General features: G+C 32.9%; 18 protein-coding genes and 1 other annotated feature. Of the genes, 12 read left to right on the top strand and 6 right to left on the bottom strand.

The window, feature by feature from the left end:
- Positions 1–27: 27 nt before the first annotated feature.
- From AB1282_RS01910 to AB1282_RS01895, 4 genes are all read right to left on the bottom strand, one after another.
- A complete protein-coding gene (locus AB1282_RS01910) occupies positions 28–1,179 on the bottom strand; it encodes a cation:proton antiporter (RefSeq protein ID WP_429898327.1) in 1,152 nt (383 codons plus the stop codon).
- An 869-nt stretch (positions 1,180–2,048) separates the two neighbouring features.
- Complete coding sequence (locus AB1282_RS01905) at positions 2,049–2,525, bottom strand: hypothetical protein (protein WP_156339699.1); 477 nt, start codon at positions 2,523–2,525, stop codon at positions 2,049–2,051.
- A 168-nt stretch (positions 2,526–2,693) separates the two neighbouring features.
- A complete protein-coding gene (locus AB1282_RS01900; RefSeq protein ID WP_056473317.1) occupies positions 2,694–3,269 on the bottom strand; it encodes a tRNA (mnm(5)s(2)U34)-methyltransferase in 576 nt (191 codons plus the stop codon).
- Positions 3,266–4,228: a TIGR01212 family radical SAM protein gene (locus tag AB1282_RS01895; RefSeq protein WP_429898326.1), complete on the bottom strand. Its 963-nt coding sequence runs from the start codon at positions 4,226–4,228 to the stop codon at positions 3,266–3,268. Before AB1282_RS01895 ends, AB1282_RS01900 begins: the two co-directional genes overlap by 4 nt.
- A 187-nt stretch (positions 4,229–4,415) precedes the next feature.
- Here AB1282_RS01895 and AB1282_RS01890 point away from each other — a divergent pair, with 187 nt between their 5' ends.
- The 6 genes from AB1282_RS01890 (at position 4,416) to AB1282_RS01865 (ending at position 9,957) form a co-directional block, all read left to right on the top strand.
- Positions 4,416–4,685 carry a DUF2524 family protein gene (locus AB1282_RS01890; protein ID WP_056473319.1) on the top strand — a complete coding sequence of 90 codons (270 nt, stop codon included), beginning with the start codon at positions 4,416–4,418 and terminating at the stop codon, positions 4,683–4,685.
- Positions 4,686–4,748: 63 nt separating this feature from the next.
- Positions 4,749–4,898 (top strand): glycogen biosynthesis protein GlgD, encoded by a 150-nt coding sequence (locus AB1282_RS01885; protein WP_286131733.1) that lies wholly within the window; start codon positions 4,749–4,751, stop codon positions 4,896–4,898.
- Between the two features lie 230 nt (positions 4,899–5,128).
- Entirely contained in the window at positions 5,129–6,331 is a 1,203-nt protein-coding gene (locus AB1282_RS01880; RefSeq protein ID WP_429898325.1) for an MDR family MFS transporter, read from the top strand.
- Positions 6,332–6,396: 65 nt separating this feature from the next.
- Positions 6,397–6,613, top strand: a binding site (T-box leader).
- Positions 6,614–6,688: 75 nt separating this feature from the next.
- Complete coding sequence (gene leuS, locus AB1282_RS01875) at positions 6,689–9,106, top strand: leucine--tRNA ligase (protein WP_056473329.1); 2,418 nt, start codon at positions 6,689–6,691, stop codon at positions 9,104–9,106.
- A 139-nt stretch (positions 9,107–9,245) separates the two neighbouring features.
- On the top strand, positions 9,246–9,542 hold the full coding sequence (locus AB1282_RS01870; RefSeq protein WP_056473331.1) for a rhodanese-like domain-containing protein: 297 nt from the start codon (positions 9,246–9,248) through the stop codon (positions 9,540–9,542).
- A 199-nt stretch (positions 9,543–9,741) separates the two neighbouring features.
- The gene (locus tag AB1282_RS01865; RefSeq protein ID WP_056473333.1) at positions 9,742–9,957 is read left to right on the top strand and encodes a DUF2553 family protein; all 216 of its coding nucleotides are present in this window, start codon (positions 9,742–9,744) and stop codon (positions 9,955–9,957) included.
- Between the two features lie 234 nt (positions 9,958–10,191).
- On the opposite strand, the gene AB1282_RS01860 is transcribed toward AB1282_RS01865, so the two are convergent.
- The gene (locus AB1282_RS01860) at positions 10,192–11,463 is read right to left on the bottom strand and encodes an NAD(P)/FAD-dependent oxidoreductase (RefSeq protein WP_056473521.1); all 1,272 of its coding nucleotides are present in this window, start codon (positions 11,461–11,463) and stop codon (positions 10,192–10,194) included.
- A gap of 151 nt (positions 11,464–11,614) precedes the next feature.
- Between AB1282_RS01860 and AB1282_RS01855 the strand changes: the two genes are divergently transcribed.
- Together AB1282_RS01855 and AB1282_RS01850 are read left to right on the top strand one after the other, a co-directional pair.
- Entirely contained in the window at positions 11,615–13,234 is a 1,620-nt protein-coding gene (locus AB1282_RS01855) for a putative polysaccharide biosynthesis protein (RefSeq protein WP_390309601.1), read from the top strand.
- Positions 13,235–13,442: 208 nt separating this feature from the next.
- The gene (locus AB1282_RS01850) at positions 13,443–14,165 is read left to right on the top strand and encodes a pseudouridine synthase (protein WP_056473335.1); all 723 of its coding nucleotides are present in this window, start codon (positions 13,443–13,445) and stop codon (positions 14,163–14,165) included.
- A gap of 194 nt (positions 14,166–14,359) precedes the next feature.
- On the opposite strand, the gene AB1282_RS01845 is transcribed toward AB1282_RS01850, so the two are convergent.
- Positions 14,360–14,560 carry a DeoR family transcriptional regulator gene (locus AB1282_RS01845; protein WP_056473526.1) on the bottom strand — a complete coding sequence of 67 codons (201 nt, stop codon included), beginning with the start codon at positions 14,558–14,560 and terminating at the stop codon, positions 14,360–14,362.
- 307 nt (positions 14,561–14,867) lie between these two features.
- On the opposite strand from AB1282_RS01845, the gene pepV reads away from it, so the two are divergent.
- The 4 genes from pepV (at position 14,868) to pulA (ending at position 20,566) form a co-directional block, all read left to right on the top strand.
- Positions 14,868–16,271 (top strand): dipeptidase PepV, encoded by a 1,404-nt coding sequence (gene pepV / locus AB1282_RS01840; RefSeq protein WP_056473337.1) that lies wholly within the window; start codon positions 14,868–14,870, stop codon positions 16,269–16,271.
- A gap of 134 nt (positions 16,272–16,405) precedes the next feature.
- Complete coding sequence (locus AB1282_RS01835) at positions 16,406–17,593, top strand: MFS transporter (protein ID WP_429898324.1); 1,188 nt, start codon at positions 16,406–16,408, stop codon at positions 17,591–17,593.
- A gap of 1 nt (position 17,594) precedes the next feature.
- Positions 17,595–18,146, top strand: coding sequence for an RNA 2',3'-cyclic phosphodiesterase (thpR, locus tag AB1282_RS01830; protein WP_390309605.1), 552 nt, complete (start codon positions 17,595–17,597; stop codon positions 18,144–18,146).
- A 254-nt stretch (positions 18,147–18,400) separates the two neighbouring features.
- The gene (gene pulA, locus AB1282_RS01825; protein WP_429898323.1) at positions 18,401–20,566 is read left to right on the top strand and encodes a type I pullulanase; all 2,166 of its coding nucleotides are present in this window, start codon (positions 18,401–18,403) and stop codon (positions 20,564–20,566) included.
- Positions 20,567–20,613: the final 47 nt, after the last annotated feature.

Raw genomic sequence — 20,613 nt, 5'->3', positions numbered from 1 at the left:
AGTAAATAAAACTATCCTTTTTTGTGTTTACACATTTGCATTTAAAACTTTACTTTTCTCTGTGAAAAATAACTTCATAAGTGGTGGAGTCACAATTGTTGTGATTAGTACCACTATAACAAGGATCGCAAACATTTCCTTACTTAAAAGATTATTTGCTAAACCAGTTGATGCCATAATTAGGGCAACTTCCCCGCGTGATACCATTGCTGAACCAATTCCGAGTGAATTTTTAGTTGGAAATCCCGCAAGTTTTGCTCCTAATGCTCCACCAATTAGTTTCGTTAAAATAGCGATAATACTTATTATAATAATAGTCGGAATCGAATGACTTAACCCCGTAAATTGAACTGATACACCTATTAAAGTGAAAAACACAGGTACAAATACAGAGTAAGCAATTGTTTCGACCTTTTCAAAAACCTCTTGTTTAAACTTAGTAACGGATATCGAAATACCTGCGAAATAAGCTCCGATTATTGCAGCAATTCCTGTTTGGTCTGCAAAGGCTGAGAATAAGAAGCATACTATTAAAGCAGCAGAGATAAGTGTTTCTGAAACGTTTAGTTTTATAAACTTTTTTAAGAACCGAGGTACAATCTTCCAACCGATTAATATGGAAAATGTAAAAAATATAAACTTTTTAAATAAAAGAATTGGTAAACTAACGGCACTGCCACTGAAACTCATAACAAATGCTAATGCTATGATGACAACAATATCATCAATTACGGCAGCACCTAAAATTGTTGCACCATCTTTTGTTTTAAGTTTACCGATCTCTTTTAATGTAGCCACAGAAATACTTACGCTAGTCGCAGAAAGAATCAGCCCTAAAAAAATAGCTTCAAATTGGCTTAAATTTATAGAGATACCATAAAGATAACCTGCGAATAATGGGAATAGTATTCCAAGTACACCTACATAAGAAGAAGCTTTCCCAGTTCGTTTAAATTCATTTACATCAGTTTCTAAACCTGCAATAAACATAAGTAAAATGACACCAATTTCGCTCATTTCATGTAATGTTTCTGTTTCAGTAATAATTCCAAGTACAGCTGGACCTAGTATGATCCCTATTAATAGCTTTCCTAAAACTGCAGGTTGACCAAGCTTAGTACTTAAATCCCCAAAAACTTTAGAGGCAATCAATATAATCGCAAGTTGCACGTAAAGCATAAATACATCTCCTGTCTGAACGCATAAAAAAAGAACCTGCCACAATAAGGTAAGTAAAATAGTACATACTTATCCCTATCGTGACAGGCTCCTCCGAACAATGCATTAAATTTAATCTAAGTATAAACTAAAATTGAATTAGAAAACAAGCTTAAGTAATAGATTGCTAACAATTAAAATAGAAACTTAGTTTAATAGAATTAATAAAATAAGTGAAATAAAATAAGCAAAATGAAGGAGTATAAACGAAATGGCACTTTTAATTTTTCGAAAAAATAACATATGTTTTAGGACGAAAGAGTGTACATAAATTAAAATCATACTCCCGAAAAAACCATAGAAATACCCATAAATTACCCAAAGGGTCATCTGATTTACTTGTGAAGATTCAGTACGAAATCCTCTGTATAATGAAACAAGATAAAAAACTGACCAGTAATTGATGAACGCAATTAATCCAATCAATAATAATATCCAATTCGAATTCCGTAAAACGAATTGAAAAACATTACGAAATATTTTATTCATATTGTTTAGATTTGTAGTCAACTCTTCACGCCCCTAGAGTTGGTATAGATCAATCAACTACGAATTGGTTTGTATGAACAAATCAATTAAGTGGTTATATCTTTACATAATATTCAATTAATTTCATGAATACGCCGTAATTAGATTTTATTAATAATTTTTTGTAAATATTTATAGATCGATAAAGTTACTAGATAAATAAATTTTATGTTATATCTAAAAAGGATATGTTCTTAATAAAAAACTTGATAGTTTGTTTATAACACTTCTTTAGAAAACGAGTAATTTTAACAAAAAAAAGGCCCAATAAGTAAAATAACTTAAGGGGCGCTCGGGTTAATTTAATTTTTAGTTGGTTCAATTTGAGTAAATATATCTCGATGAACTCTTTTCATTTCTTCAAAAAATTGCTCACGTTTTATATTATTATTATCTAAAATTTCTTTAAATGAATTTGTTTTACCTTTTTGAGCGATGATATTTTCCAAAGGTTTATTTGAAAGTTTTGCTACAACTGCAATAAATATTAACTTCTTCATTTCCATTTTGTGTTGCTTAACAGCTTTATTTATATTAGCTTCAGGTTGATTTAAGTAATTTGAAATATACTTAACAACTTCTTTTTTGTGGTTTTCTAACATTTTATTTGCTTTGTGGTGGTGATGATGTCTATGATGCTCACCATCTTCTGTTGTTGCATCGTGATCATGATGTGGATGGACATAATAATTTGCTGCCGCGATGTTTTCGGCATTTACTGTAATTGTACTAAGAGTAAAAAGACTAACTACTGCACCTGCAAAAATAGCTTTTTTCATTTTGATTACCTCTTTTCTTATTTTGATTTTTTTATCTTTACCAATTTCCAAAGAAAAATTTACCATTAATGAATTTTTAATGAATTTTTAAGGTATTTAAAATTCTATATTGTACTTTTATAAAACTTTAGGGACAAAAAAAACTGTCTTAAATTAGACAGTTTTTTCTTAAGCCCTTTTTTCAATTGCTAATATAAAAGGCGGATTATTTGCTTGGTTAATAAATCGATAAGTTAATACATGTGCCAAGTCTTGAGGGATGTTTTGAGCAAAGTTCATTAATGCATCTTTTTCAATTTCTCCGCCTTCATGACCATGATAAATCACAACTACGATTATCCCTTCAGGAGCCATCATTTCGAGTATTTGTTCTATTGCAGAAATGGTTGATTCGGGTACTGTTACAACTGACTTATCACTACCAGGTAAATAACCAAGATTAAAAATTGCACCTTTTAATTTCTCATGAAATGAAGCTGGAATTACTTGTTTTACTTCTGCATGACTTCTTTGCAAAAGTGTAACTTGAGTGCTTAAATTTTCATTATTTATTTTTTCAGACGTCTTTTGAATAGCTAATTCTTGGATATCGAATCCGTAAACATGACCAGTTTCACCAACCAATTTTGCTAAAAATACTGTATCATGACCATTACCTATTGTGGCATCAATCGTAATATCGCCTTCTTTAACAGTTGATTGGAGGAGCTTTCTAGCGTACGGTAAAATACGATCTAGAATCATGTTAGTTGTACTCGATTATTTGCGAATTTACCTTGCCAGCTATTTCTACGTTCAAACTCACGATCAATTGCATTCAATACTTCCCATTTTTTTAAGCTCCACATTGGTCCGATTAATAAGTCAGGTGGACCGTCTCCAGTAATACGATGTACGATTACATCACTTGGAATGATTTCAAGCTGATCAACGACTAAGTTAATATAAGCGTCAAAATCCATGAATTCAACTAGTCCTTTTTCATATTGCTTCATCATTGCCGTACCTTTTAATAGGTGAAGTAAGTGAATTTTAATTCCTTGGATATCAAGTTTAGCAACTTCCAACGCAGTTTCCATCATCATTTCTGGTGTTTCAAGAGGTAACCCGTTAATAATATGTGAACAAATACGGATGTTGTGCTTTCTTAATTTTTCTACGCCTTCTACGTAAGTTTTATAATCATGTGCACGGTTAATAATATTTGCAGTTTTTTCGTGAACAGTTTGTAATCCTAATTCAACCCATAAATAAGTTCGTTTATTTAAATCTGCAAGATATTCAACGACATCATCTGGTAAACAATCCGGTCTTGTTGCGATTGATAAACCTACTACGCCTTCTTGCTCTAATATTGGTTCGAACTTTTGTTTTAATACTTCTACTGGTGCGTGAGTATTTGTGTATGCTTGGAAATAGCCTAAGTACTTTCCGTTTTGCCATTTCTCATGCATTTTATCTTTTATTTTATGAAATTGAGTTACAACATCCTCAGCTCGATCACCTGCAAAGTCGCCCGAACCAGATGCGCTACAAAAAGTACAACCCCCAAACGCAACTGAACCATCTCTATTTGGACAATCAAATCCAGCGTCAATTGAAACTTTAAAAACTTTTTCGCCAAATTGTTGTCTTAAATGATAATTCCACGAATGGTATCTTTTATGATCTATTGTATATGGAAAAGGATTGTTTTTTGTCATTCCTCATCCCTCCCTTAATTTAAGTCAATATTATCGATTTTATCATGCTCTAAAAAGAAAACCAAATGGAAAAACCTTTCTTATTTGTAAAGAAATAATTGTACTCCGATTGAAAGGTTCGGAAATACTATTTTTGAGGTAACCTACATAACGGATACTTCATTAAAGTCTCAAAGGAGGTATTTTCTTGGGAATAACAGATCGCAATTTCGGACAAGAACAAGTACAAAAAGCAAAAGAAGCGTATGATTACGCAGTAGGACAATTAGAAATTGGAATGAGACAAGAACATTATAATGATATTGAATATTCACAAGCACAAGCAGGTATTGAAGAAGCACTTATTGAGCTTGAAAAAGTTGCAAACCTTGCAAATGCAGAAAATAAAGATGAGTTCTATCGTTTACGTAGACAATTAACACAACTACAACATCAAATGATTATTACTCCGCACTAAAGGAGATTAAAGAATATGCAAGAATACGTACAAGAATATGCGATCCTCGGGAGGAAACCAAAAGTGGTAAAAAAGAAATCTAAAAGTAATAACCCTGAACAAACAACGAAAAATAAAACGAATACAGAGTTCTCTGGAGAACTTTCTGCAGTAGACCAAGTGAAAATAAATAACGCTAAAAAAGGTCAACCACAGAGATCAAAGCAGGGATAATGAAATAGAAAAGCAATCTTAAAAGAAGGCATCAGCGCCTTCTTTTTTCTTTGTTTTTTGGTAATTTTAGGGTTTATATGATGCTTTCCTAATACTTTCTAGGTTTATTGTCCTTCCTATCTCTCCGCACTCAATGCTTGCCTCTTGAAAGTAGGTCGATTCTCCTCTACAATTAATGAGTTAAAGAGATAAAAATAGATAAAAAGGGACAGCTTTGAGGGGAGTAAGGAATGCCAAAAAAACTATGGTTTTTGTTAATCGGTATGATTTTAAATGTTACAGGTAATTCTTTTTTATGGCCATTCAATACAGTATACATCCATATATATTTAGGAAAGTCCTTGTCTGTTGCAGGGCTTATTTTAATGTTTAATTCATTGGCTGGTGTATTTGGTAATATGCTGGGGGGCTGGCTATTTGATAAATTTGGAGGATATAGGTCAATCCTAACTGGTATTAGTATTACGTTTTTGTCGATTTTAGGTTTGGTTATTAATCATTCTTGGACATATTACAGTTGTTTCTTCATAATATTAGGGTTTGGAGTTGGTATTGTATTTCCATCAATGTATGCAATGGTTGGAGCGGCATGGCCAGAAGGTGGACGTAAAGCTTTTAATGCAATTTATGTAGCTCAAAATCTTGGTGTTGCGATTGGTACGGCTTTAGGTGGATATGTTGCGGCTGCTAATATTAATTATATTTTCTCTGCTAATTTGCTATTATATATTGTTTTCTTCTTAGTCGCTTTATTTGGATTTAGAGATATCGGAGTACCTAAGGAAATAATAGAAACTTCTCCTGTAGAAAAAGTAGAAAAACAAAAATTTTCATTTACTCCTTCAATGAAGGCTTTGATGATTGTTTGTTGTGCGTACGTTTTATGTTGGTTAGTTTATGTACAATGGCAAACTACGATTGCTACAGAAATGCAGAATCTACACATTGGCTTAAAAAAATATAGTCTGTTATGGACTGTAAATGGTGCACTTATTGTAATAGCTCAACCAGTAATATCATCTGCTATTCGTAAATATGCGTTAAGTATGAGAAAGCAAATGTTATTTGGAATTGGATTCTTTATCGTTTCGACTATTTTTGTAAGTACTGCAGAACAGTTCTCAATGTTTATGACTGGCATGATCATTTTAACAATTGGAGAAATGTTCGTATGGCCTGCAGTACCAACAATTGCAAACATGCTTGCTCCAAAAGATCGGATAGGAATGTATCAAGGGATTGTAAATAGTGCAGCAACGGTTGGAAGAATGTTAGGACCTGTTATAGGTGGAGCACTCGTTGATACATTTAATATGAGAGTACTATTTATCATTTTAGTTGCCTTTTTATTAATAAGCATGGTTTTCTCTGTGCTCTATGAAAAATTAGCAAAAAAAGTAGTAAAAGCTGAAAATCAAACTTTTGCTTCTTAAAAATAGGCGATGTATAATTGACCTTTTTCTTTGGTTATAATAAAATGGTATAAATTAAATCTAAATGATCGGCAATGATTGGGAATAGTAGTGAATATGAAGAGGTTTAGAGAGTTGACGGCTGGTGAAAGTCAATCCATTCTATTCATGAACTCACCCATAAGCCACATTTGTGAACGGTTTTTACCAAGTAATAAATGTCGTGTTCCACGTTACGGAAACAAGTGAATGTATTTTTACATTAATTTGGGTGGTACCGCGGGAAATCCTCTCGTCCCTTTTGGGATGGGGGGATTTTTTTATTTTTAAAGCGCAAGCCACAGCCGAGCCATTTATATGAAATAAGGAGGCTATAAAATGAGTTTTAATCATCGTACTATTGAACAGAAATGGCAGAAGTATTGGTTAGAAAATAAAACGTTTAAAACAACTGACGATACAAGCAAGCCGAAATTTTATGCACTTGATATGTTCCCTTATCCATCTGGAGCGGGATTACATGTAGGTCATCCAGAAGGGTACACAGCTACTGATATCCTTTCAAGAATGAAAAGAATGCAAGGCTATAATGTACTTCATCCAATGGGTTGGGATGCATTTGGTCTACCAGCAGAACAATATGCATTAGATACAGGTAATGATCCAGCTGAGTTTACTGAAAAGAATATTAATACTTTCCGTAATCAAATTCAGGCTCTAGGATTCTCTTATGATTGGGATCGTGAAGTAAATACAACTGATCCTAATTATTACAAATGGACTCAATGGATTTTCCTAAGAATGGTTGAAAAAGGATTAGCTTATGTAGATGAAGTTCCAGTTAACTGGTGCCCAGCTCTTGGTACAGTTTTAGCTAATGAAGAAGTAATCGATGGGAAAAGTGAGCGCGGAGGACATCCGGTTGAACGTCGTCCAATGAAGCAATGGATCTTAAAAATCACAGCTTATGCTGATCGTTTATTAGAAGATCTAGAAGAATTAGATTGGCCTGAAAGCTTAAAAGAAATGCAACGTAACTGGATTGGCCGTTCGGAAGGTGCTGAAGTTTACTTTAATGTTGATGGATTCGATGAGAAAGTAACTGTATTTACAACTCGTCCTGATACATTATTCGGTGCAACTTATGTTGTATTAGCTCCAGAACATGATTTAGTAAGTAAAATTACTACAGTAGAGCAAAAAGAAGCTGTTGAAGCATATATCGATTCAGTTAAATCGAAAAGTGATCTAGAGCGAACTGATTTAGCGAAAGATAAATCTGGTGTATTCACAGGTGCATATGCAATAAATCCTGTAAATAACGAAAAGCTTCCAATTTGGATTGCTGATTATGTACTTGCAAGCTATGGAACTGGTGCAGTTATGGCGGTACCTGCACATGATGAGCGCGATCACGAATTTGCAGTTAAATTTAAATTACCAATCATTGAAGTTGTTGAAGGTGGAGACGTTCAAAAAGAAGCTTACGCTGGAGATGGCAAACATGTTAACTCTGATTTCTTAAACGGTTTAAATAAAGAAGAAGCACTTGGAAAAATGATTGAATGGTTAGATTCTTCAAAAGCTGGTGAGAAAAAAGTTACTTATCGTCTACGCGATTGGTTATTCTCTCGTCAAAGATATTGGGGAGAACCAATTCCAGTAATTTTCTGGGAAGATGGTACGATGACAGTTGTTCCTGATGAGGAATTACCATTAATTCTTCCAAAAGCAGAAGATATTCGCCCAAGTGGAACTGGAGAGTCACCATTAGCGAATATTGCTGATTGGGTTAATGTAGTTGATCCAGTAACAGGTAAAAAAGGAAGACGTGAAACAAATACAATGCCACAATGGGGCGGAAGCTGTTGGTATTACTTACGTTATATTGATCCAAATAATAGCGAAGCAATCGCAGATTCTGAATTACTAAAGCATTGGTTACCAGTTGATGTATACATTGGAGGAGCAGAGCATGCAGTTCTTCACTTACTATACGCTCGTTTTTGGCATAAATTCCTTTATGATTTAGGTGTAGTTCCTACAAAAGAGCCATTCCAAAAGCTATTCAACCAAGGAATGATCTTAGGGGAAAATAATGAAAAAATGTCTAAGTCTAAAGGAAACGTTGTAAATCCTGACGATATCGTTGCTAGCCATGGTGCTGATACATTACGTTTATATGAAATGTTCATGGGTCCATTAGACGCATCAATCGCTTGGTCAGAAAATGGATTAGATGGTTCTCGTCGCTTCTTAGACCGAGTATGGCGTTTATTTATCACTGATAACGAAGAACTTTCAGATAAAATTGTTGAAGGTCTTACTTCTAGTAGTCTTGAAAAAACATATCACCAAACAGTAAAGAAAGTAACAGAGGACTTTGAAGGTTTACGCTTTAACACTGCAATTTCACAAATGATGGTGTTTATCAATGAAGCATATAAAGCTGACCAATTACCAAAAGAAATGGTTGAAGGTTTCGCAAAACTATTAGCACCAGTAGCTCCACATATCGGTGAAGAACTTTGGAGTAAATTAGGTCATAGCGATTCAATTTCATATGCTACATGGCCAGCATACGATGAAGCTAAGCTTGTAGAAGACGAAATTGAAATCGTAGTACAAATTAATGGTAAAGTAAAAGCAAAATTACTTGTTGCAAAAGATGCTTCTCGTGAGCAAATGGAGCAAATTGCATTATCAGACGATGCAGTTAAGGAACAAGTTGAAGGCAAAACTGTTCGAAAAATTATTGCTGTACCAGGTAAATTAGTCAATATCGTTGCTAACTAAATAGTTAATTCGAAAAAACCTCTTATGAGGTTTTTTCTTTTTTTTATTTCATTTCTGTAAATTGAACCATTGAAACGTACTTTTTGCATAGAAAATAATTAGTTGTTAAGATGTTGCTATATAGGGAGGATGAATTAAGATGAATACGATTTCTGCAAATGAAGTTAAAGAGCGTTTAGAAGCAGGAGAAACGCTATTTTTAGTAGATGTACGAGAGGATTATGAGGTTGAGTATGGGAAAATTCCAGAAGCAGTTCATATTCCAATGGGGCAAATTCCTAGCAAATTAGATGTTTTTAATAAAGAATTTGAATACATTTTTATTTGTAAGGCAGGCGTTCGTAGTGAGAATGTTTGTGAATATTTAAATGAGCAAGGCTATAAGGCGATCAACATGGAAGGTGGAATGATGGCCTGGGAAGGCGAGATTGAATAAAAAAAATTGTCTGTGTCTATACTTTGTCTAAACTACTGAAATCCAACGTTTTTGTTGGATTTTTTATTTATTTGATTTAAATTAGGCTAATGTTTTTTGGCATAAGGAATATTAACCATGGAGTTGTGACATATATTAAAGTAGAACCTCATATATTTTTTCATTGAGGTCTTTGCTTGTTAGAAAGGAGGGGGTTGATTTGCCTAAAACATTAAAAATTGATATTACCGATAAAATAATTGGTAAATTTAAAGATGGGCATATGGAATTGTATTCTTCCAAGTATTTAATTGGAAAGTTTTACTTTAAAGACTTAAAACAATCTTTCGAATTGGCAGATGGATATGTTGAAGAGGATGGACGATTCTATTTATTAGTGAACTTGCAACACGAACAATCGAATGCTCGCCTTTGACCTTAAATTAGGGACGGTGGATTTGTGCCAAAGAAAAATATAATAATTGAAAAGCATAAGTTAAAACTAGAAAATCAGTTTGATTGTTTTTCGAATACAACTATGGCAATAACCTTGGGGAATCACAGTTTAGCTTTTTTAAAGTTTCTTATGGATCAATCCTTATGCTTTTCTATATGTAAAGATTATAGGACCTAGCGAAAAAAAGTATTCGTTCGGTCCTTTGTTTATTCGTTAAAAATTCGTTTGAGAGTATTCCGCAGCTGATGCTCCTGCTAATCTACCAGTTACCAAAGCAGCGGTTATGTTATAGCCACCAGTGTAACCGTGAATATCTAATATCTCACCACAAAAATAAAGACCATTCATGATTTTAGATGACATTTCTTTTGGATGAATTTCCTTTGTTGAAACGCCACCACCTGTTACGAATGCTTTTTCAATTGAAAGAGTTCCGTTTACTACAAATGAAAAGCTCTTAAATAATTGGACAAGCTCTCTTAATTTCATAGTAGCAATTTCATTACAAGGAGTTGACTCTTCAATTCCACATCTTGAAAGCAGAAATAGTAAATATCTTTCAGGTACATAACCTTTTAGTACGTTCTTAATCGCTTTTTTAGGTTCTTCTTTTAGAATACTGTTTACTTCTTGAAATAGTGATTCTTCATTTTTCTCTGGGAAACAATCAATCGCCATCGATACATTTTTTGTTTTAAACTTTTGTTGTACTTTATATACAAATTGGCTACAACGCAGTGCAGCAGGGCCAGAAATTCCAAAATGAGTAAAGAGCATGTCCATTTTATGGGCAATCACTTTTTTGCCTTTTGGATTTAATACACTTAATTCTATATCTCTTAAAGCCAGGCCTTGTAATGATTTATTTTGAATAAATTCTTCACTTGAAGTAATCGGTACTTCTGTGGGAAAGAGTTCAGTAATTGTATGACCAGCTTTTTTTGCCCAAGCGTATCCGTCACCTGTCGAACCTGTGTGTGGAACAGATTTACCACCTACCGCAAGGACAACACTTTTTGAGTGAATGACTGTTCGATCATTCAATATGATTCCTACTACCTTACCATCTTCATAGATTACGTCTTTAACAGTTCGATTGGTTTGAATATCTACATGATGCTTTTTTAGTTTTTGCATTAATGCATTTAACACTGATTTTGAGTCATTTGACACAGGAAACATTCTCCCGTGATCCTCTTCCTTTAATGCGACTCCCATGTTTTCAAAAAACTGTATGATATCCTCGTTATTATATATAGAGAATGCGCTATATAAAAACCGGCCATTTCCAGGTATATGTTTAATTACTTCCTCAATAGGTAAGCGATTTGTTACGTTACAACGACCACCACCTGATATAAGGAGTTTTTGTCCTAATTTAGTTCCTTTTTCAAGTAAAAGTACTTTAGCTTTGTTTTCAGCAGCGCTAATTGCAGCCATCAGACCAGAAGTTCCGCCACCAATTACAATCACATCATAAACCATTATTTCACTACTTTCGTTACAAATTTCTTTTAGTAAGTTTACCATTATTTCAAGTAAGCTCCAACTTCTTATCATTTTTTAATTTTTTCTTTTTAGATGATATGGTAAGATAGATTAGTTAGTTTGATCGAGAATTGGTAGGAGGCAGTTTATGTCAGATTCAAAGTTGCTACGAGGTACCTTCATATTAACTGCTGGTACATTTTTAATAAAATTTCTAGGAATGATTTATACATTCCCTTTTTATGCGCTAGTTGGTTCAAAAGGGTCTGCATTATATAATTATGGTTATGTTCCATATACATTGTTTATCAGTATAGCTACTGCAGGTGTTCCGTTAGCTGTAGCAAAATTCGTTTCCAAATACAATGCTATTGAAGAATATGAAACAAGTAGAAGGCTTTTTCATGCAAGTCAGCTACTCCTAATATGTACAGGTATATTTTCGTTTTTAACGTTATATATCATTGCACCTTATATTGCACCTCTTATGATTCCAAAGGATTCAAAAGGTAATAGTGTAGAAGATGTTGTTACAGTTATGCGAATAGTAAGTACTGCGTTAATATTAGTACCTTCTCAAAGTTTATATAGAGGTTTTTTCCAGGGGCATCAATCAACAGGCCCAACTACTGTTTCACAGTTAATTGAACAAATTGTACGTATTGTATTTACACTAGTTGGAAGTTATATCATTCTAAAATTTATGGGTGGAACAATTACACAAGCAGTAGGGTTATCAACGTTTGCAGCTACAATTGGTGCTGTAGGTGGTATTTTAAATTTACTATGGTATTGGAGAAAGCGAAAAGTTCATTTAGATGAACTTCTTCCAAAATCAAAAGGATTAATCTATCCTACTAAAATGGAAATGTTTAAAGAGTTATTTTCTTATTCAATTCCATATGTGTTTGTTGGACTTGCAATCCCGTTATATCAGTTAGTGGATCAGTTTACTTACAATAGAGCAATGGAATCAATTGGATTAAAAGATATTGCAGAGAATACTTATGTAATGTTTTCATACACAAGTCACAAACTAGTAATGATTCCAGTTTCATTAGCAACGGCATTTGGTTTAACACTTGTTCCTGCTATAACTGAAGCTTTCGTAAATAAAAATCATAAAAAGCTACAAAGTCAAATTACCCAAACTTACCAAGTTGTATTCTTCCTAACACTTCCTGCTGTAGTAGGTATATCAGTTTTGGCTGAACCAATTTATAGTGCTTTTTATCAAAAAAGTACACTTGGTGGAAGTATACTAGGCTTTTATGCTCCAGTAGCTTTATTGTATTCACTTTTCACGGTAAATGTAGCGATTTTACAAGGTTTAGATAAACAAAAATATGCGATTATTGGTTTAATAGGCGGAGTAATATTAAAAATTGTTTTAAATGTACCATTAATTTATGCATTTAAAACTTATGGCGCGGTATTAGCGACCGCATTAGGCTATTCATTTTCAATCGTATACAATTTCTATTATATTCGTAAAAATGCGCAGTTCTCTTTCAATAAAGTGTTTAGAAGGATTGTCTTTATGATTATCTTATCTGGCTTAATGGCCGGAGCGGTTTTTGCTGTAGAATACTTATTAGGATTCTGGTGGACTTATAAAGATGGTCGAATAATTTCAATGTTCCTTGTCATCATTGGAGCAATTGTAGGAGCCATTGTTTATTTAGGTGTTGCATACAAATTAAACCTATTTGAAATTATTTTAGGAGCTCGTTTAAATAATCGTTTTAAGTTTGGAAAAAGAGGATAAAAATATATGGTGAACCTTCTTTTGTAATGGTTCACCTTTTTTTACACATTAAGAAAGTAAGTATAAATTGATAGCGGAGAAGAAAAACGAAGTAGTAGCCAATTTCAGAAATTAGTGTAATTGCAACTACGCCTCTGACTTCGCTAAAAAAGCTCGCTAATCGGTGAGTTTTCTTGAATTTTTATTTAGAAAGAAAAGGTGCTAATTAATGAGAATTGATAAAATTTTAGCCAATATGGGATATGGCAGTAGGAAAGAAGTAAAGTCTCTACTAAAACAAGGTGTTGTAAAGGTTGGAGATAATATTGTAAAAAGCCCAAAAGAGCATGTTGATATTGAACAGCAAGTTGTAACGGTAAATGGTGAAGTAGTAGAGTATAAAGAGTTTGTTTATTTAATGATGAACAAACCACCAGGTGTTATATCTGCCACAGAAGATTCTGAGCATGAAACTGTAATCGGATTATTAGAATATGAAGATATCATTTTCGAGCCATTTCCAGTTGGACGTTTAGATAAAGATACTGAAGGATTATTATTAATAACGAATGATGGTCATTTGGCACATCAATTACTTTCTCCTAAAAAACACGTACCAAAGAAATATTATGCAACGATTGACGGAGTAGTAACTGAAGCTGACATTAAAGCATTTGAAAAAGGCGTAACACTAGAAGATGGTTATTTAACGAAACCTGGCTATTTAACAATTCTTGAATCCGGAGAAGAATCTGAGATCGAATTAGTTATTATGGAAGGTAAATTTCATCAAGTTAAAAGAATGTTTGAAGCAGTAGGAAAGAAAGTTACTTACTTAAAAAGATTAGAGATGGGTCCTTTAAAGTTAGATGAAGATTTAGAGTTAGGTGAATATAGAGAACTAACTGATGAAGAAATTGACCTATTAAAGTCGGTTAACGAAGAGAAATAAAGTGTTACTTTTAAATGAGTTTAGATGAATCGAATGTAAACATAAAGTTTATGGGAGCAATTTGTGTGATCAGGTGAGACTAAAATGAAGTCGAGCAACCGTAAATCAGATATTAGATAGAGAGCCAAAAGAAAAACAAAAACCCTTGATTAGACGTCAGACAAGACAATCAGAGGTTTTTGTTTTTCTTTTTTTTACGAAGAAGCTTTTACTTTTTTCCCTGTTACGGCCCATTTTCCCCTACTTGGACTATAAACTAGATTATTAAACTCTAAAATGTTTAAATCTCGTTGGATTGTTCTAGGTGTAATACCAAACTCCTCCACTAGGTCTTTTGTAGAAACGGTGCCATTTTCACTAATATACATGTAAATGGCTTTAATTCGAGTCAGCATTCGAGAAGTTCCAGAATTCAAAAAACCACTCCTTTACCTACCGCATTGTTTCATAACAGGTTAGTTAAGTATATTACTAGTTAAGCTTATATTTTCATTTTACTCTTTTTCAGTAGTTTCATAACGAAATTTATGAAAATAATACAAAAATTTAATGAAAATTTGCGCAAACGTAATCATTTTGCAAGTTTAAGGTAATATATTCTACAAAGAGTGTCATATTCCTTCTTTTTTCGTTCCATTTATTAATAAATTATGTTTAAATTTTAAAAGATGATAAACTATTTATATTAAAGGAGGTATTACTATGACACAAATTAATTGGATGGAAGAAGTTTTAAAACGTAAAGAAGATTATTTAAAGCAAACGATTGAACTTCTTAATATTGAAAGCGTTTATGATGAAGCGACTATTTCAAAAGAAGCACCTATGGGTAAAGGAATTAATGAAGCACTTACATACATGTTAAATTTAGGTGAAAAAGACGGTTTTATTCCAAAAAATGTTGATGGATATGCTGGTCACTTAGAAATGGGAAGCGGCGAAGAACTAGTAGGAATTCTTTGTCACTTAGATGTAGTACCTGCTGGTGATGGCTGGTCTCATGATCCATTTGATGCAATTATTAAAGATGGAAATATTTATGCACGTGGCGCAATTGATGATAAGGGTCCTACAATGGCTGCTTATTATGCAATGAAGATTGTGAAAGAATTAGGTTTGCCTATTAATAAACGTGTCCGTATGATTCTTGGAACAGATGAAGAAAGCCAATGGCGTTGTGTTGATCACTACTTTGAAAAAGAAGAAATGCCAACAATGGGCTTTGCACCTGATGCAGATTTCCCTATTATTTACGCTGAAAAGGGAATATTGGATATTAATTTCAAACAAGTGCAGTTAAATGAAGATAACGAGAGTGAATATAAATTAGTATCATTCTCTTCAGGTAGAAGAGTAAATATGGTTCCTGATTATGCAAAAGCTATCGTTTCAGGACCAAATTTTGATCAAGAAGCATTTACAAAGCATATTAGTGAATTAGGTTGTAAAGCTCAAGTTTCTGAAGAAAATGGACACAAAGTTTTAGAAGTAGAAGGCGTTTCTGTACATGGTATGGAGCCTGATAAAGGTAAGAATGCTGGTATTGCATTAGCAAGCTTCTTAAATCAATTTGAATTTAATATTAATGCTGATCGATTCTTAACATTTATCGTTGAAAACTTCAAAGGTGACTCTCGTGGTAAAAACTTGGGCGTTGCATTTAATGATGATATTACTGGAGATTTAACAATTAATTTAGGAATTATGCAATACGAAGAAAATAATGGTGGTTCATTTGGCTTAACTTTACGTTATCCAGTGACAACTGATATTGACTTTGTTATTTCAGCACTTACTGAACGTGGAAGTAAATATAGTTTTGAATATAATGAAATTAAAAACTCGAAGCCTCACCATGTTCCACAAGATCACCCATTAATTCAAACTTTACAAAAAGTATATGAAGAGCAAACGGGTGAGGAAGCAACATTGTTAACAATTGGTGGCGGTACATACGCACGTTCATTAAGTGCAGGTGTAGCTTTTGGACCATTATTCTTAGGAAAACCGGAAGTAGCTCACCAAAAAGACGAATATGCTGAAATTGATGATTTATTAAAAGCAATTGCAATTTATGCACAGTCTATTGCGGAATTAGTTAAGTAAAAATAAGATTTAGACTGATTAAACGACTCGATTTTTTGAGAAAATAAGGTGAAGCGAGCGTTTTTCGGTTAGTCAGTAAGGGGAGAAAAGTTCCTCCCCTTTTTTATGTATTTTTTTGGGAGTTGAGAATAATTTTGAACACGTTACAAGCACGAAAAAATAGCATCTTACTAATTTTTAAGGGCTATTATTTTTGTTTATTTTTTGCAATAGGATCGCTAGGACCTTTACTTTCTTCTTACTTTAAAAATGTGTTGGATTTATCAACACCACAAATTGGAATATTAATGTCTCTAACACCGATCGTTGCTATTTTTTCACAGCCTTTATGGGGAATGGTTAGTGACATGACGCTTAATCCTAAAAAAATGTTGCTTATAGCACAAATCTCCACAATCGTAATTGCACTTTTCTATTCTACAATCACTTCGTATGGCATGCTTTTATTTGTTGTCATCATGTTATCAATGACACAAAGTGCTTTAATTCCTCTTTCAGATAGTATTGCACTGAATTATGTCCAAAAAATTGGTGGGAATTACGGAGCTATTCGATTATATGGCTCAATTGGTTTTGCTTTTGCTGTATTAGTTTCGGGAAGATTAGCTGAAATTTTTGGTTTAGTTATTATATTTTTCGTATTTGCTTTTTGCATTTTAGTTGGCTTAGGTATTTCAATTTTTATTCCTAACGCTACCACAATTAGCAAAAGGGAGCCAATCTTAAAAGGTGTTCCGATTTTGCTATCTAATAAAAGTTTTTTATTATTTTTAATTTGTGCCTTTTTAGTTTTTGGACCAATTAGTGCAAATAATACTTACTTCGGTTTATATATTCAATCCTTAGGTGGAACATTAACAGGTGTTGGTATTGCATTCCTAATTTCAGCAGGTAGTGAAGCACCATTTTTGCAAGTAGCAAAGAGATTAATTAATCGATTTGGGATATATAATATATTAATTGCAACCGCTTTAGTATCAGCTTTAAGATGGTATTTTTATTTTACAAATCCTCCAATATCGGTTCTTTTTTTATCCTGTCTTACACAAGGACTATCGGTTGGATTATTTATTCCAGCAGCTCTCCAGTTTGTAAGAGATCAAGCACCAGATTCTTTAAAAGCAACTGCTGTTACAATATATTCTGGTTTAGGTTTAGGGATGGGAGAATGGTTTTGTACTTTCATAAGTGGATTTATATCAGAGGCATTTTCAATTAAAGCAATTTATATTTTATTTGGTTCTCTGAGTATAGTTGCAGTTGGAATCATGCAATACTTAAAGAAGGATTCTAACATAAAAGATAAAAAGGAGATTGCGTAGTTTGAGTGAACATTATTTTCTTGCTGTTCCTTTGCCAATACAAATAAAAGAAATTTTAGATGATTATTCAAAAAAGTGGGATACAAAACTACCATTAAAGAAATGGACTTTTAAAGATGATTTTCATATTACTTTATCATTTTTAGGTCCAGTTACATATTCAAAAAGTGAAGAGCTCATGGATCATTTAGAAAAAGAGCTAAACGATTTTAAAAGTTTTGATTTGTCGATTGATCAGTTAGGTATTTTTGGGAGTACTGTACAGCCACGGGTATGGTGGTTTGGTATAGAGAATAGTGTTGAATTAATGGAGTTACAAAATAGAATTTGTAAGATATGTGAAGAAATCGGTTTTTCAATTGATAAACGTCCATATAATCCGCATATTACAATCGCAAAGAAATATAATGATAGGTTCGATAAAGAATTTGAAATCCCACTTAATTGGGAAGAAGAACCTTTAAAATTCAAAGTGAATGAAGTAATTTTATATAAGATTCAACCTTCAAAAAAACCAAGTTACCATATTGCTGAATCAATTAACTTAAAGTAAATAAATAGATTGAAAATCTTGAACAATTTGATGAAATAAAGAAATATTTGAAGAAACTAATGAATACTTTCTGAAGAAGCATTAAAGTGGAATGAATGGCATTCAAATTATGTAGGTAACATCATTAAGGATTTGTTCTTTAGAATCCATTTGATCTCTTTGTGAATATACTAATCATATCGATTTAATAAATAACGAAAAATGCGTAGTTTTAATGTAAAGTTTTAAATTTATAGTCTGGATGGTGAATAGCGTTGTTTCATATTAAAAGGGCTTTTGAAGCTTATATAGATGGATTTCAAGAAATAACAATGATTATTCCCAAGTCGAACAAACATACCGTGCAGTCATATTTTGAACTAATTGAAGAGGATGGTCGGAAAACTAGGCTTCCTGTCGTATCTCGAATAGAGTTTGATAGATTTTTTAAATATACTGTTTTGACAACTGAAGTCCTTTTGTTAGAAAAAAAGTATGAGATTGAAGATGAATTTGGTATTCGCACAGATTTACAAGTAGGTGGGGTTATTCGTTCAAAGGACTTTGATGAAAAATATGCCTATGATGGAGAGGATTTAGGTGCGATTTACTCTAGTAAATCTACACAATTTAAATTATGGGCACCTACTGCTTCTAAGGTTAAGTTAAGAATGTATCAGGAATACGGTGAAAAAGAAAAGTTTACCGAAATGTTTATGGAACGTGATGGAAAAGGGACATGGAAAGCTGTAATCGATCGAGATTGTGACGGTTTAGTTTATAATTTTTTAGTATGTGTGAATCTGATTTGGCGAGAAGCTGTCGATCCTTATGCAAAAGCAGTTACTGTAAATGGTAAACATAGTGTAGTGATTGATTTATCAAAGAGTAGCAAAGTTAGTAAAGTAAATAGTACACCACCAAGTAAGTATACTGATTGTATTATTTATGAAGCCAGTATTCGAGATTTTACTTCTCATCCACTAAGTGGGATTCAAAAAAAGGGGTCTTTTCAAGGGTTTCATGAAAAAGATACGATGTACAATGGTTTTTCAACAGGTTTGGATTATATATGCAAGCTAGGAGTTACACATATTGAATTATTACCATTTTTTGATTTTGAAGGAATAGATGAAAATAATCCTTTCCAAAGCTATAATTGGGGCTACAATCCATTGAATTTCGATGCACCAGAAGGTAGTTATAGTTTAAAACCGGATGAACCACTCGAAAGAATAAATGAATTAAAAAAACTTATTTCAGTTTATCATGAACATGGTTTACGGATTATTATGGATGTTGTTTACAATCATGTTTATGAATTACAAACTAGCCATTTCGAAAAAATTGTGCCAGGATATTACTTTAGACAAGATGAACGTGGATTACCATCGAATGGAACAGGAGTAGGGAATGACTTTGCATCTGAAAGATTGATGGCTAGACGTTTTATTCTGCAATCAATAAAGTATTGGACTAAAGAATATGACATTGATGGGTTTAGGTTTGATTTAATGGGAATATTGGATACGGATACAATGAATCAAATTGTAACTGAACTGACAATCTTAAAACCAGAAATAATCATTTTTGGAGAAGGTTGGGATTTAAATACATCATTAAGTCCATCTTCTCGAAAAGCTACAATTAACCAAAGTCATCAACTATCAATGGTTGGGTTTTTTAATGATAAATTTCGAGATGGAATAAAAGGAAGCACTTTTTCATTTCAAGAAATTGGGTTTATTCAAGGTAATAATATTCATAATGAATATTTGTCCGATTTACTTTTAGGAAGCGTTGGCATTAATAAACAAGTAAATTTATTTAAAGAGCCATACCAATCAATAAATTATGTAGAATCACATGATAATCACACTATGTGGGACAGATTAAAGCTTTCCAATCAAAAAGAATGTGAGGAAATACTTAAGAAAAGGCATATCCTTGGAACGAGCATTGTATTATTTTCGTTTGGTGTACCGTTTCTTCATAGTGGTCAGGAGTTTTTTCGAACAAAAAAAGGTATAGAAAACAGTTATAATTCAGGCGACACAATTAATAGTATTGATTGGGCAAGAGCAGAACGTGAAGCGTCATCGATTAATACTGTTAAAGAATTTATCGCAATTCGAAAGCGCTTTAAATGTTTCCGTTTTTCTTTAAAAGAAGAAATAGAAAAGTATGTAAAGCCAGTCAATTTTCATCGAGATCTAATTGGTTACCGGATTAGCGGATTAGAAGAAATCGACCAAGTTAAAGAGATAATGGTGTTATTTCATAATGGTCTGACTGATAAATACATTGATTTAGGAACTGAAGAAGCCAATTGGGAATATATATGGGATGGTCATAATCATTATGTTAATAAAGGGATGAAAGTGGAATGTAAAAAATTACCAATGCCATCACTTTCGACCGTTGTATTAGTAAAATACTAGCAACTACTTGCAGATTCTAATTAAACAATGTAAACTTGTAAAAGATG

The sequence above is a fragment of the Gottfriedia sp. S16(2024) genome (assembly GCF_050473765.1).
GTDB lineage: Bacteria > Bacillota > Bacilli > Bacillales > Bacillaceae_G > Gottfriedia.
This window is presented reverse-complemented; position numbering and strand designations above follow the sequence as displayed.